Raw genomic sequence first — 10,892 nt, 5'->3', positions numbered from 1 at the left:
AACGTTCTTGTTCAACGCAGCCAACACCACCGACTGCTTATCCAACGTCCGAAGAAGTCACGGTCAGCGACCGTGTAGCCGCCACGCTCCGGCTTCGGGCAGTTCGGGGAGAAGAACGCAGTACGCTTCGCAGACTCGTAGGCGTGCTTGGCTTCGATCTCGGCGTCTCGGGCAGCCTTCAACGCCCGCTGCGCGTCCGTCATCGCCCGCAGCACCCACCGCATGGCCGCTTCGGCTTGCGGCGGGGTCCACTGGTCGTACTGCGCCGACTCCCACTCGTAGCTCACGGCTGGCTGCTGCCGTTCGCATCGGCAGGCTGCACGGTCGCCGGCCAGTCACCGGCACCCGCCGGGGCGCCCGAGGTCGGCCGCTCCTCGGCCTCACCGTCGATGTAGTCCGGGTGCTCCGTCGCCTCGGCAGGGTCGGCGGTCGGCGTCAAGTCGACTCGCACTCCCTCATCGGCCGCAAGCGCGTACGCCAGCTCAGTCGACTTGGGCATGTACTTCGCCAACTGGCGGACGCAAGTCTTGTGAGCCATGCCCTCGAAGTGCTCCACCCACGGGCCGAACACCTTGCCCTCGCGGTTCTTCGCCGTCGCGTTCGCGTCCCGGTAGCGCAGCATGTCGTGGTGCGACATGACGTAGAAGGCGTAGCCGCCGCCAACGAACTTGGCGATGGCGTAGTAGGCGATCGGGTCGCCCCGCTCACCGAACAGGTTCGGCTTGTGCACCAGCGTGTCCGCGACGCCGTAGTCAACATCGAACTCGTCGCCCTGGTAGACGGTCCGGGCGATCAGCGACACGATCTTTCCCGACCGGTGGGCGAGGTCGATGAGCCCCTGATATCCGATCACGAGCTGCGCCTTGTAGCCGCCGATCCACTTGCCGTTGCTGTCCTGGTGGTGCTTGCTCGCCCAGAACGGCAGCAGCCACGCGTGTCCGAGGACTCCGGGCCGCAGGCCGAGCTGGGCGCAGGTCATCAGCGAGCCGAGCACCGACGGGGCGTCGCAGCGGTCGAGGTTCTTCGTCATCCGCAGCGCGGTCAGGGCGTCCCGGATGAGCTGCGCAGCCTCGCCGCCCTTCGGCATGGCGAGCTGGTATTCCTTCTCCATCGACCGGATCTGGTTGGCGATGGTGTTCTGCGCGACACCGCCGTTCTCCCGGCGGGTGGCAAGGGCGGTCTTGGCGTCCGGCTGAGGCTTCGTCGTCATATCGATCACGCGTCTTTCACATTGAGGGAGCGGGTGGAAGGCTTGCGGTACTCGTCCGGGTTCGGGGCCGGAACACCGTGCTGCTCGACCAGGGCGGCCACCACACGCGGCCAATCGACCTGGCCCTTCTTGTTCGACCAAGTGGCGATCACCTGCCCGTCGACCTTCGCCACCTCCCGGTCGGCGATCAGCTTCTTGATGGCGGCACCGACGGTTTCCTTCTCCGCCTTCGCCGCTGCTTCGCGGTCGCGGGCGTCCCGGTAGGCGTGCCACAGTTCGATGGCTTGGGTGTCGCCGGTCAGGTCAACTTCGGCGGCAGGCTCGTAGGTGGGGTACAGCTTCGCCATGGCGGCGTTGTCGACGCGACCCATCGGCGGCTCAGCCCCGGCCACGATGTGCTGCCGATACCAGTCGGTGACCTGCGCAACCAGTTCGTGTTCGATCGCCACGTCGCGGGTGACGGTGCGGCGCTGCACACCCATGCCGGCGATCAGGGCAACAATTTCGGCGGCCGGGGCGTCCATCACGTACAGGGACCAGCGGACCTGGAACTCATAACCGAGCGGAATCCCGCCGTCGGCCCAGCCGGCGGGGGTGCCGAACCCGGACTGCAACCCGGCAGTCTTGGCCTCAACCAGCCGGCCGTCGGCGGTGATGCCGTCGGGCGAGCACCGCTGCCACGCGTGGTCAGCATGCGCGTAGGTGCGGTGGGGGGTGGTGGTGACGGAAACGTTGAGCAGGCGACCGGCTTGGGCGATCAGCCACGGCTCCAAGTCTTTGCCGAGGTCGGCAGCAGCCCCGGCGTCGTCTTGCCAGGTGCGGACACCGGTCTTCTCGGCCCACACGTCCCAGGGGGTGCGGTAGGTGGAGAAGCCGAGGACGGCGAGGATGTCGGATCCGCCGAGCCCGTGGCGGCGGGCGTACACCCACTCGTCTTCGGTGGCGTCCCAGCCGATGACGGGGACGGGGCGGGTGAGGGTGGTGGTCACTGCCCTGAACCTCCTTCTTCCTTGGCGCTGTACTGCGTTTGGTGCTCCACCACGACCCACGCCGTGTGTCCGGTCTCCTTGACGTGGCTGCGAACTCGCTCACGGGTGGCGGTTATAGGAAGGCGTTCGCAGTCGCCGCATTGGGCCATCGACGGGCTGACGCTGCGGCGAATGTCGACCTTGGCGATGTAGGCCATCAGTCGTCGTACCTCGCGTCGTCGTCCAGGAATGCGGTCAGGCAGCGCGGTCGCCGGCACAGGGCCAGCAGTCCCGGCAGCGGGTCACCGCACGTCGGGCACGGCGGCATGTAGCAGGGGACGGGCAGGACAGGTCCGGGTGGTGGGATCGGCACACCCGGTTGGGGCTGCGGACGGTCAACAACCAGCGGGGCGGAAACCATCACGCCGCCTCGCGCCGGTCGTAGACGTGAACCACGTCGTGCATGCCGTCCCACTGCACCGGCACCCGCTCGGCGACCTTCACCCAGTCACGCTCGAACGCCTGAAACAGCCCGTCGTCCCCGCAGCAGCCGCCCCACTCCTCGCCGATGTAAATGACCCGGCTGCCCTTGTAGGCGTCGAGGATCGGGCAGGCATCGAATCCGTACGGCGGCCACGACAGCAGCAGCGTGCGGCTCGGATGCCACCAGACGGAGTCCTTGGCGTCGGCCTCACCGATGGTCACGTGAGCGGCGACGTTGCGGTGCCAGTGGTTCCGCTCGGAGTCGACAACGGGCGGGTTAAGGTCGTAGGCGACGACGTCCACGCCGGCCTGGGTGAGGATCCAAGCCCAGTAGCCGGTACCGGCCATCGGATCGACCAGTCGCCCGTGGGAGTGCTCGGCGATGAACGAGACCGTGTCGGGGTCGGTGATGGTCCACGCGTACTGGTTGACGAAGTCGTACCGCTTGGGTGCTTCCCGCGCCCACCGGTCTGCGTCGAGGTCACCTCCGGCTTGGCGGTATGAGCGGATGCCGCCGACGCTGGGCGTGTCCCACAGCGAGCCGGTCGTGTCGACCTGGCTGCGGAGGGCGTCCCAGTACGGGTTGATGATCGCGGTGGTGGCGTTCACGCCTGCACCTCCGGCCCGTCGCAGTCACCGCAGTCCGGGCCAGTCGCACCCTCCGGACCGCAGTAACGGCACTGCCCGGCAAGCCACGCGGCACGCTCCCGCTCCACCCCGTCCCTCAGCAGACGGTCCGCGTCACGCTGACACTGCTGCTCGTAGGCGACGATCAGGGCGAGGTCGCCGGGGAGGGTGGGGGAGCCGTCGTCGTAGCGGGCGAGAGCGTCGGCGGCAGCCGCGTCGAGGGCGAAAGCCGGGGCGGTCACTTGCCCGCGCTCCGGTCCGCCTTCGCGGCCTCCTGAATCAGCCGGATCGCGGCAATGCAGTCCTCGCGGGTGATCGAAGCGTCACCCCGGTTGTGCTCGATGTGCTCGTAAATCTCCTCGGCAGTGCAGGTGTACGGCAGGTTCGTGTTCCAGTCGTCTTCGACCGCGAATCCGATGCCGATGGTGGAGAACTTCGGGAAGCCGACGATGGACTGCGCGCCGGTGAGGCGAACCCGGTACGTCCAGTGGCCCTCGTCAACGGCAGGCGTGAGCGCCACGGGGCCGATGCGGACGGTTTCGTCCTGCTGGTTCTTCGTCTCAAGGCTGAGTTTGGACATGCGTCATCGACTCCAGAGGTAGGAGGCTGGGATTGCGTGATGCGTGTGGGCGCTAGTGCCGAGCTGCTGCGCCTGTGAGGTCTGGTTGACCTCCGACAGCCACCACTCTACCCTCATTCCTCAGGACTTTCTAGGTAGTTCCTAAGGAATTTCGGAGGAGTCATGGACGACATGCAGCGGACCTCAGGAAGTCCGCACGAAGACCTGTACGATCCGGCCGTGGCGACCATCAAACGACGCACCGTCGAAGACGCCCGCAAAGACCTCGGGCGGCTTATCGACGCAGGCGCGGCAGGCGAGCTGGACGAACACAGCCCCGTGTCGAAGCACAGCCGCGTCGGCGTCGTGATCGTCCCGATCGACTGGTACCGCCGCGCCAGGGAAGCCCTCGGCGAACCGACCGACATGTGACCGCTCACCGGCCCACCTGCCGCTGCCTCGGCACCACCGACGCCCGTCCCACCGCGTACTGCGGCTCCGGCATCGGCTCACCCGTACACGGATGCCACTTGCCTTGCGGCACCCGATACGCGGCACGCACCGGCCCCACCTCGGCCACCAACTCCCGGTAGGCGCGACGGCGGCTGAATCGCAGCCACAACCACACCGCGCCGGCGGCAAACAGCAGCAGCCCCACCCCGTAGCCGACCCAACCCGGATCGGCCCACTGAAACTCGTTCACCGGGGCAGCACCTTCGTCGGCCCGTCCACCGGACGGCGCGGGGCCGGAATCGCCATCACGATCCGCCGATCCTTCGACGGCAGCTCCACCGTCTCCGCGCACTCCACCGACTCACACGACGGCGGGGACGGCCGGTCCGGGCGCATCGCCAACGCGCCGGCGATGAACACCACCGCCACCAGGACGATCAGGCCAAGAAACCCGGCCATCACAGCGGCAGGAGACAACACGATGTACAGGTCATGCATCAGGACGCACCTCGGGTTCTGTCGTTGAAACGGATCCGGGCAGTCCGCCGAATCCGGGCAAGCTGATCGGCCTGGCCTTGCAGCACCGCATTGGCTGCGGCCAGCCGCCGCACCTGCGCCTCAAGGGCGCGAATCCGCAGGGCCGCATCCACCCGGCCAGACAAGGTGGGGAAGTAGGCGGCAAGCAGACGCGACAGGCGGTTCACGACGCCGCCTCACGCATCGCCGGCAGCACCGTGGTGTTCTCGAACCGCAGCCCTTCGTGCAGTGCGTGCAGGGCGTCGTTGCGGTCCCGCACCTGCTGGTCGAACGGCAGCGGCAGCGAGGCCCGCCCGGCGGCCGGGTAGCCGACCTGAGCGAACACCTCGTCGACGGCCGGCTTGTGGTCGGACAGCACGACGGGAGCCGACGCCACCAGACGATCCGGCTCACCCTCCGGCGTCGAGCTGGGCCGGGAGGCGCGGTGACGTCCACGAGCCATGTACCGGTCGGCACCCGGTACGGCGGAAACCCACCCGTCGGCGGCGGCACGAACACGGGCCAGCAGCGGACCGAACTCGGATTCGACACGCGCACTGTCGAGGCGGGCCGCCTGCCACTCTTCCCGCGACCACTTGATGAGCAGGCCGACCATCGTGACGACGACGACCGCGATCACGGCAATGTAGGTGTAGAGGAAGATGCGCTCGGCCATCAGGACACCCGCTGCCGTGTGAGTGTTCGCGGCATCCGGTTCACGTCGGACACGTTGCGTCGCCCCGTGTACGGGCGCGTGTTGGCGGCCGGGGCACCAGGCGTCGGCAGCCACTGGGTGAGGTCCGCGTACACGTCGGAGGCCCGAACGAGACTGCCGGGCATGGGGGTGGCGCGGCCGGTGACGGTCGGCGCGGGGGCCACCTGAACCGGCGTGTTCTCACTCTGCGTGAAGTGTCCGGTTGCGTTATGCAAGATGCGTCGCATCCGCGAGTAGTACGAAGCCATGCGGAACTCCCCTCAGGACGGGTTAAGCAGTGGTGGTGGCCGGACGCACAGGTGAGGCGGCGCCAGGCGAGGAAGAGGAATTGCGGTCCAGCGAGGACCAGTCCGGGCGCAGACGGGCGTCATCCACGAAACGGCCCTCATGGGCGTCGACCCAGCGGTACGTCAACTCATCGCGCAGCCCGTCCGCTTCGGCCTCAGCGCGGGCAGCCTCACCGCGCCAAAGAGCGGCACGGCCCTCGGCGTCAACCAGCAGACGGTGGCCGGTCGCGCGGCCGATAACCCACGACGCCGCCATGCCAGCGAACGCGGCGCCAAGCCACCAGCCGGCCACACCGAACAGGACACCCACCGAGAACGAGGCGGCAAGCAGGGTGGCGGCGCGACGGCGCGTCACCGCTCGCCGCCCATGCACACGATCTCGGCAGTCCGGTCACCAGACCGCACCGACTCCAACCGCGACAACCGAACCAGCAGCCGTTCCGCGTCCCGCAGTTGGCCCGGCCCGATCGGCACCTCCCGCACACGCCCACCCGGCGAGGTGGGGGCGAGACGCAACACCCGGCCGCTCACCGCACACCAACCCACGGAACGTGGCCGTTGGAGATCGCCCACACGCCAGCAGCCACCACCACGACAGCGACCGACGCGACCACGGCGAAGAACAGGCGGAAGCGGCGGCGCTCCAACCGCTCCCACTCCTCACGGCTGTCCCGCGTCTCAGCCTCGGGAAACGTCGGCACCGCGTCCGGGTTGAAGGCACTCACGCCGCCACCCCCAAATGCTGGCGCGACAGCAACGCCACCGCAGGCCCGAACGTCGGCAGCGACGACAACGCGTGACCGACCACCGGCCCGAACACGCCGTTCCCGGCGATCCGCAGCGCCTCGTTACGCGACACCACATCGGTCAAGAAGCCGCGCGGGGCGGCCATCATCCACTCGGGGAACGCGGCGGCCAGGCGCGGCTTACCGGCACGGCCCGGCTCCGTCGGCGCTGGCACGGTCAGGCCGAACGCGACCTCCTGGCGGCGTACAGCAGGCTCGTACTTACCGAACTGGCCGGGCGGCACCAACGCCACCACCTCCGACAGGGGGCGGCCCTCGGCAAACGGTCGCCCTGCCCCACGGCCCGCGTCGCGGGCCGTGGGGGTTGGGAACATCGGCAGAATCACCTGCGACAGCGGCGGCCGGAAACCCTCTGACGCCCGACGTCCCGGCGTGCCCGTGTCCGAAGCGCGGGGAGTCGGCAGCATCGACACCACGGTTCGCAGGTCCAGTCCGCCGTCACCGTGCGCTCCGGCCCCATTGGTGTCGCTCGTCCTCGGGGTCGGCAGCAGAATGCCGCCCTCGCCGCACGTCTCCACCGGAAGCGGCCACATAACCCCGGCGCGCGACACGCCCGACGCCGGCCACCGCACCGCCTGGACGTCACCGAACAGCACCCGCTGCACCGGCAGCCACACATCCCCGGCACGCTCAGCCGTCGGCTCCTGCGACGGCACCGACACGCCCGGCGAACGAACGGCCAGCATGAACAGGCGGTGCCGGTGGTGGCAGGCGCCCATCTTGCAGGCACCCACCACCGTCCAGGCCACCGTGTACCCGAGCCGATCCAAGTCGGCGAGGATGACACCGAACACCTCGCCGCGCTCGATGCGCAGCAGGTTCGGCACGTTCTCCAACACGAGCACGGGCGGCATCAGTGCCTCGATCCCGGGCAGCACACCGGTCGGCCACAGGTGCCTCTCATCGGTGGACCCCCCCCGCTTGCCGGAGGAGCTGAACGGCTGGCAGGGAAAACCGGCCGCCAGGAGGTCGACGAGGCCGATGGTCGACCAGGCGATGCGGGTGACGTCGCCGAAATTCGGCACACCCGGCCAGCGCCGTTCCAGCACCTTCGACGCGGCCGGATCCGACTCGGCATGCCACTTCGACGTCACCCCGAACGTCTCTTCGAGGGCGCGGGTGAGGAGTCCGCCGCCCGCGCACAGTTCGGCCATGGTCGGCATCAGGCGGCCACCTCGCGCCACGTCGTCTCCGACCCCGCGAAACTACGGCGGTGCTCGAACACGTCCGGGCAGTCGAACCGGCCGCACGGGCAGGCGGTCGGCGGGCACAGCGGGCAGCCAGCCTGCGGCCGGGTGTGAATCATCGTGTGCGGCGGCATCGGAACCCCGGCGATGATCGCAACCGTCTCGGCGGTCCAGGCGGCGTCGTCGGACGGCGACGGCAGCGCAACAGAGGGTGCGGTGTCAGCCGAACGGCTGATGTGGTGTACTCGAAAAGTCATCGGATTCGACACCCCTTCGTCTAGGTCGGATTCGGTGGTGGCTTTCAGGACGCCTGCCGGGTCGCATCCGGTGGGCGTCCAGCCATGTCAGGTGGTGTGCGTGGACTGCTTGAGGCGCAGCGCCCGCTCCCGCTCATCGAGCAGCCGCAGCGCTTCCGCCTCATCGGCGGCGATCGTGGGCATCCAGTCGCCGACCCGGTCGACGGTGAAGCCAGGCATCGTGAGTAGTTCGATGGCCGTGCCAGCCGGGCGGGTGATCACACGCGGGGTGGTGTTCACGCGGCACGCCTCCGCTGGGCGGGGATGGCGGGCGCGATGGCGGCATTGCGCCGGTCGGCCATCGCGTTGGCGGTCGGCAGGATCCGCGCCAGCGCGGCCAGCGTCTCGTCGGTGACCGGCCACGCGGCGGCCTCTTCGGCGGCAAGACGGTCCAGTTCGGCTTGCAGTGCCGGGTCGTCGAGTCGGTAGTGGGCCATCAGGCGGCCTCCGCCAAGTCGTCGGCGGGAAACAGCTCGTCCATGCCGATGCCGGTGAGTGCCGACAGCCGGCGGGCGTTGCGCAGCAGACTTGAGTCGGGGTTGATGAACAGCCGGTCGAGGGTGCGCAGGGGGATGCCGGTTCGTTCGGCTACCTCAGCGTTGGTGCTGACGCCGAGGGCGGTCTTGACCCGCTGCCATCGGATGGTCGGTGAGACGGCGGGGATGCCGTGTAGCCGAACCGGGGATACGTCATGCATGACGTGAGCATGGCATATAAGACGTGTGCCGTACAAGGGTTCGCCGGGCGTGCCGTCCAGTTGTATCTATCGATGAGTGACGGCATGATGACAGGGAGAAACCCCAGGCCGCGCAACAGAAACGGGGGCTGCACGGCATGAATGACGTATGCCGAACGGCAGACACCATCAGTGAGAGAAACGCCAACCACGCCTATCGTGACCCCGTGGCGGCAGAACAAAACGACAGCGGAAACAGGTTCTCGCGACTACTCCGCGAATACCGAGTCAGGGTCGGTCTTCGACAAGAAGACGTGGCCGACCGATCCGGCGTATCACTCGAAACAATCAGCCGATGGGAACGCGGCCAAGTCACCAACCCGAAACCGGAACAGGTACAAGCCGTGTGCCGCGTCCTCGGCCTCTCGACCGTCACGGCTGGCGTGGCCCTCGGCTACCTCGCGCCCGCCGACGTCGAGCACCTACCGCCCCCGCCACGCCGGCAAGACCCCACCGTCGAGGAAGCCGTCAGCATCCTCGAAGACCCCGACATGCCGGACGCCACCAAGCAGGCAGCCCTCAGCTACCTGCGGTATCTGCACAGCACGCAGCCCGGCCCCACCACGGGGAACCGGGCCGCCTCCTAGATCACGCCGGGCCTACCAGCCGCGCGCCCTCCACTCGCCCAGGTGCGGACGCTCCGCACCCAGGGTCGAGTCAGCGCCATGCCCCGGATAGAACCACGTGTCATCCGGAAGGCGTCCGAAAACCTTCCCCTCCAAGTCGTCCATCACCTGCCGAAACGACTCAGGATCTGTTGTCCTCCCAGGACCCCCAGGAAAGAGACTGTCGCCGGTGAAGAGGTGCGGGGTGCCGGCCGGGTCGCGGTAGAGCAGCGCCACCGAACCCGGGGTGTGCCCCTTGATGTGGATGACCTCCAGCGTGCAGTCACCCACGGGCACGGTGTCCCCGTCGGCGAGGGTCTGCGCCTCGATCGGCAGCCCCTCCGCGTCGTCGGCGTGCACCAGCGCGCGGGCCCCGGTCTTGGCGACGACCTCCTCCAGCCCCACCCAGTGGTCCATGTGCTGGTGGGTGGTGACCACGGTGCGCAGCCCGCCGTCACCGACCAGCTCCAGCAGTCGGGGCGCTTCGTTGGCGGCGTCGATCAGCACCTGTTCGCCGGTGTGCCGACAGCGCAGCAGGTACGCGTTGTTGTCCATCGGGCCGACCGACACCTTGGTGATGGTCAGGGCGTCGAGTTCGCGTACGGCCGGCGGGCCGCCGGGGGTGACATCTCCGCTGTAGGTCATCGTCTTCCTAGATCCATTCCGGTGGGCGGGGCAGGTCACCGTCGGGGCTGACGGTCAGGGCGGTGCCGGTGCTGCGGCCGGTGAGCCAGGCGGCGAGTTCCGCTGCCGGACCGGTGACGACGGGCGCCCCCGCGCGCTCGCCCACCACCAGTTCGTGGCCGGCGCCGTCGAAGCGCAGCACCATCGATGGCGCGTCGTCGCGGTCGCCGAAGCCGGTGGCCACCTCGTGCAGCAGCCGGTGGCCGAAGCTCGGCGACCAGTCCTGCGGCCGGTAAGCGGCGGCCAGGTCGACGTGGTGGATCTCCAGCTCCCGGAGCCGTCCCCAGACCAGTAGCGCGGCCGGCCAGGGACCCCGTCGGGTCTCGACGGTGGCCGCCCAGGCCGACACCGGCATCGCCGCCACCGCCTCGGCGAACCGGTCCGCGCTGCGACGCAGGTCGTCCAGGTGCTCCTCGGGCGGGCGGGGCGCGCCGGCCTCGATGTCGGCGTCGCGGGCCTGCGCGCTGGCGTACATCGGGATCTGCTCGCCGGTGCGTGCCGAGGTGAGCAGGTTGGCGAAACCGTCGGCGTTGCGACACAGGTGGGCCAGGACGTGGCCGCGTGTCCAGCCGGGCAGCAGCGACGGCGCGGCCAGGTCGGTGGCGTCGAAACCGGCAGCCGTACGCACCAGCCGGGCGGTGGCGTCGGTCACGTCACCGGTGAGGAGAAGGGGGTCTGTCGGCACGTTCCGACCCTAGCCCTCCGGGCGTGCCGCGTCGCCGGGGAATTCACTTCCGGCCGGGCGCCGCCGGGCCTACCG

General features: G+C 69.1%; 24 protein-coding genes. 2 read left to right on the top strand and 22 right to left on the bottom strand.

Annotation, left to right across the window (positions count from 1 at the left end):
- Positions 1 to 11 precede the first annotated feature (11 nt).
- From HUT12_RS22905 to HUT12_RS22875, 7 genes are all read right to left on the bottom strand, one after another.
- The gene (locus tag HUT12_RS22905; RefSeq protein ID WP_176094666.1) at positions 12 to 287 is read right to left on the bottom strand and encodes a hypothetical protein; all 276 of its coding nucleotides are present in this window, start codon (positions 285 to 287) and stop codon (positions 12 to 14) included.
- The gene (gene recT, locus HUT12_RS22900) at positions 284 to 1,210 is read right to left on the bottom strand and encodes a recombination protein RecT (RefSeq protein WP_176094665.1); all 927 of its coding nucleotides are present in this window, start codon (positions 1,208 to 1,210) and stop codon (positions 284 to 286) included. Before recT ends, HUT12_RS22905 begins: the two co-directional genes overlap by 4 nt.
- Positions 1,211 to 1,215: 5 nt before the next feature.
- Positions 1,216 to 2,199, bottom strand: a complete 984-nt coding sequence (locus tag HUT12_RS22895; RefSeq protein ID WP_176094664.1) for a YqaJ viral recombinase family protein — start codon at positions 2,197 to 2,199, stop codon at positions 1,216 to 1,218.
- A complete protein-coding gene (locus HUT12_RS22890; RefSeq protein ID WP_176094663.1) occupies positions 2,196 to 2,396 on the bottom strand; it encodes a hypothetical protein in 201 nt (66 codons plus the stop codon). The genes HUT12_RS22895 and HUT12_RS22890 overlap by 4 nt, the downstream gene beginning before the upstream one ends.
- A 202-nt stretch (positions 2,397 to 2,598) precedes the next feature.
- Positions 2,599 to 3,270, bottom strand: coding sequence for a hypothetical protein (locus HUT12_RS22885; protein ID WP_176094662.1), 672 nt, complete (start codon positions 3,268 to 3,270; stop codon positions 2,599 to 2,601).
- The gene (locus tag HUT12_RS22880) at positions 3,267 to 3,530 is read right to left on the bottom strand and encodes a hypothetical protein (protein WP_176094661.1); all 264 of its coding nucleotides are present in this window, start codon (positions 3,528 to 3,530) and stop codon (positions 3,267 to 3,269) included. Before HUT12_RS22880 ends, HUT12_RS22885 begins: the two co-directional genes overlap by 4 nt.
- A complete protein-coding gene (locus HUT12_RS22875) occupies positions 3,527 to 3,868 on the bottom strand; it encodes a hypothetical protein (RefSeq protein WP_176094660.1) in 342 nt (113 codons plus the stop codon). Before HUT12_RS22875 ends, HUT12_RS22880 begins: the two co-directional genes overlap by 4 nt.
- A 162-nt stretch (positions 3,869 to 4,030) precedes the next feature.
- Here HUT12_RS22875 and HUT12_RS22870 point away from each other — a divergent pair, with 162 nt between their 5' ends.
- Positions 4,031 to 4,279 carry a hypothetical protein gene (locus HUT12_RS22870; RefSeq protein WP_176094659.1) on the top strand — a complete coding sequence of 83 codons (249 nt, stop codon included), beginning with the start codon at positions 4,031 to 4,033 and terminating at the stop codon, positions 4,277 to 4,279.
- A 4-nt stretch (positions 4,280 to 4,283) separates the two neighbouring features.
- On the opposite strand, the gene HUT12_RS22865 is transcribed toward HUT12_RS22870, so the two are convergent.
- The 13 genes from HUT12_RS22865 to HUT12_RS22805 all read right to left on the bottom strand — a co-directional run bounded on the left by HUT12_RS22865 (position 4,284) and on the right by HUT12_RS22805 (position 8,804).
- Positions 4,284 to 4,550, bottom strand: a complete 267-nt coding sequence (locus HUT12_RS22865; protein WP_176094658.1) for a hypothetical protein — start codon at positions 4,548 to 4,550, stop codon at positions 4,284 to 4,286.
- Positions 4,547 to 4,798: a hypothetical protein gene (locus HUT12_RS22860; protein WP_176094657.1), complete on the bottom strand. Its 252-nt coding sequence runs from the start codon at positions 4,796 to 4,798 to the stop codon at positions 4,547 to 4,549. Before HUT12_RS22860 ends, HUT12_RS22865 begins: the two co-directional genes overlap by 4 nt.
- The gene (locus HUT12_RS22855; RefSeq protein ID WP_176094656.1) at positions 4,798 to 5,004 is read right to left on the bottom strand and encodes a hypothetical protein; all 207 of its coding nucleotides are present in this window, start codon (positions 5,002 to 5,004) and stop codon (positions 4,798 to 4,800) included. Before HUT12_RS22855 ends, HUT12_RS22860 begins: the two co-directional genes overlap by 1 nt.
- Entirely contained in the window at positions 5,001 to 5,492 is a 492-nt protein-coding gene (locus tag HUT12_RS22850; protein WP_176094655.1) for a hypothetical protein, read from the bottom strand. The genes HUT12_RS22855 and HUT12_RS22850 overlap by 4 nt, the downstream gene beginning before the upstream one ends.
- Positions 5,492 to 5,779: a hypothetical protein gene (locus HUT12_RS22845; RefSeq protein ID WP_176094654.1), complete on the bottom strand. Its 288-nt coding sequence runs from the start codon at positions 5,777 to 5,779 to the stop codon at positions 5,492 to 5,494. The genes HUT12_RS22850 and HUT12_RS22845 overlap by 1 nt, the downstream gene beginning before the upstream one ends.
- Positions 5,780 to 5,801: 22 nt before the next feature.
- Positions 5,802 to 6,173 carry a hypothetical protein gene (locus tag HUT12_RS22840; protein ID WP_176094653.1) on the bottom strand — a complete coding sequence of 124 codons (372 nt, stop codon included), beginning with the start codon at positions 6,171 to 6,173 and terminating at the stop codon, positions 5,802 to 5,804.
- On the bottom strand, positions 6,170 to 6,349 hold the full coding sequence (locus tag HUT12_RS22835; RefSeq protein ID WP_176094652.1) for a hypothetical protein: 180 nt from the start codon (positions 6,347 to 6,349) through the stop codon (positions 6,170 to 6,172). The genes HUT12_RS22840 and HUT12_RS22835 overlap by 4 nt, the downstream gene beginning before the upstream one ends.
- Positions 6,346 to 6,543 (bottom strand): hypothetical protein, encoded by a 198-nt coding sequence (locus HUT12_RS22830; RefSeq protein ID WP_176094651.1) that lies wholly within the window; start codon positions 6,541 to 6,543, stop codon positions 6,346 to 6,348. The genes HUT12_RS22835 and HUT12_RS22830 overlap by 4 nt, the downstream gene beginning before the upstream one ends.
- On the bottom strand, positions 6,540 to 7,787 hold the full coding sequence (locus HUT12_RS22825; protein ID WP_176094650.1) for a DNA cytosine methyltransferase: 1,248 nt from the start codon (positions 7,785 to 7,787) through the stop codon (positions 6,540 to 6,542). The genes HUT12_RS22830 and HUT12_RS22825 overlap by 4 nt, the downstream gene beginning before the upstream one ends.
- Complete coding sequence (locus tag HUT12_RS22820) at positions 7,787 to 8,080, bottom strand: hypothetical protein (RefSeq protein ID WP_176094649.1); 294 nt, start codon at positions 8,078 to 8,080, stop codon at positions 7,787 to 7,789. The genes HUT12_RS22825 and HUT12_RS22820 overlap by 1 nt, the downstream gene beginning before the upstream one ends.
- Before the next feature lie 75 nt (positions 8,081 to 8,155).
- Positions 8,156 to 8,347 (bottom strand): hypothetical protein, encoded by a 192-nt coding sequence (locus HUT12_RS22815; protein ID WP_176094648.1) that lies wholly within the window; start codon positions 8,345 to 8,347, stop codon positions 8,156 to 8,158.
- A complete protein-coding gene (locus tag HUT12_RS22810) occupies positions 8,344 to 8,544 on the bottom strand; it encodes a hypothetical protein (RefSeq protein ID WP_176094647.1) in 201 nt (66 codons plus the stop codon). The genes HUT12_RS22815 and HUT12_RS22810 overlap by 4 nt, the downstream gene beginning before the upstream one ends.
- Positions 8,544 to 8,804 carry a hypothetical protein gene (locus HUT12_RS22805; RefSeq protein WP_176094646.1) on the bottom strand — a complete coding sequence of 87 codons (261 nt, stop codon included), beginning with the start codon at positions 8,802 to 8,804 and terminating at the stop codon, positions 8,544 to 8,546. Before HUT12_RS22805 ends, HUT12_RS22810 begins: the two co-directional genes overlap by 1 nt.
- 206 nt (positions 8,805 to 9,010) lie before the next feature.
- On the opposite strand from HUT12_RS22805, the gene HUT12_RS22800 reads away from it, so the two are divergent.
- The gene (locus tag HUT12_RS22800; protein WP_176094645.1) at positions 9,011 to 9,430 is read left to right on the top strand and encodes a helix-turn-helix transcriptional regulator; all 420 of its coding nucleotides are present in this window, start codon (positions 9,011 to 9,013) and stop codon (positions 9,428 to 9,430) included.
- A 12-nt stretch (positions 9,431 to 9,442) separates the two neighbouring features.
- Here HUT12_RS22800 and HUT12_RS22795 read toward each other — a convergent pair whose 3' ends face one another.
- Positions 9,443 to 10,093 (bottom strand): MBL fold metallo-hydrolase, encoded by a 651-nt coding sequence (locus tag HUT12_RS22795; RefSeq protein ID WP_176094644.1) that lies wholly within the window; start codon positions 10,091 to 10,093, stop codon positions 9,443 to 9,445.
- Positions 10,094 to 10,100: 7 nt separating this feature from the next.
- Positions 10,101 to 10,817: a maleylpyruvate isomerase family mycothiol-dependent enzyme gene (locus tag HUT12_RS22790; RefSeq protein ID WP_176094643.1), complete on the bottom strand. Its 717-nt coding sequence runs from the start codon at positions 10,815 to 10,817 to the stop codon at positions 10,101 to 10,103.
- Positions 10,818 to 10,892: the final 75 nt, after the last annotated feature.

This window comes from Verrucosispora sp. NA02020 (genome assembly GCF_013364215.1).
Lineage (GTDB): Bacteria > Actinomycetota > Actinomycetes > Mycobacteriales > Micromonosporaceae > Micromonospora.
This window is presented reverse-complemented; position numbering and strand designations above follow the sequence as displayed.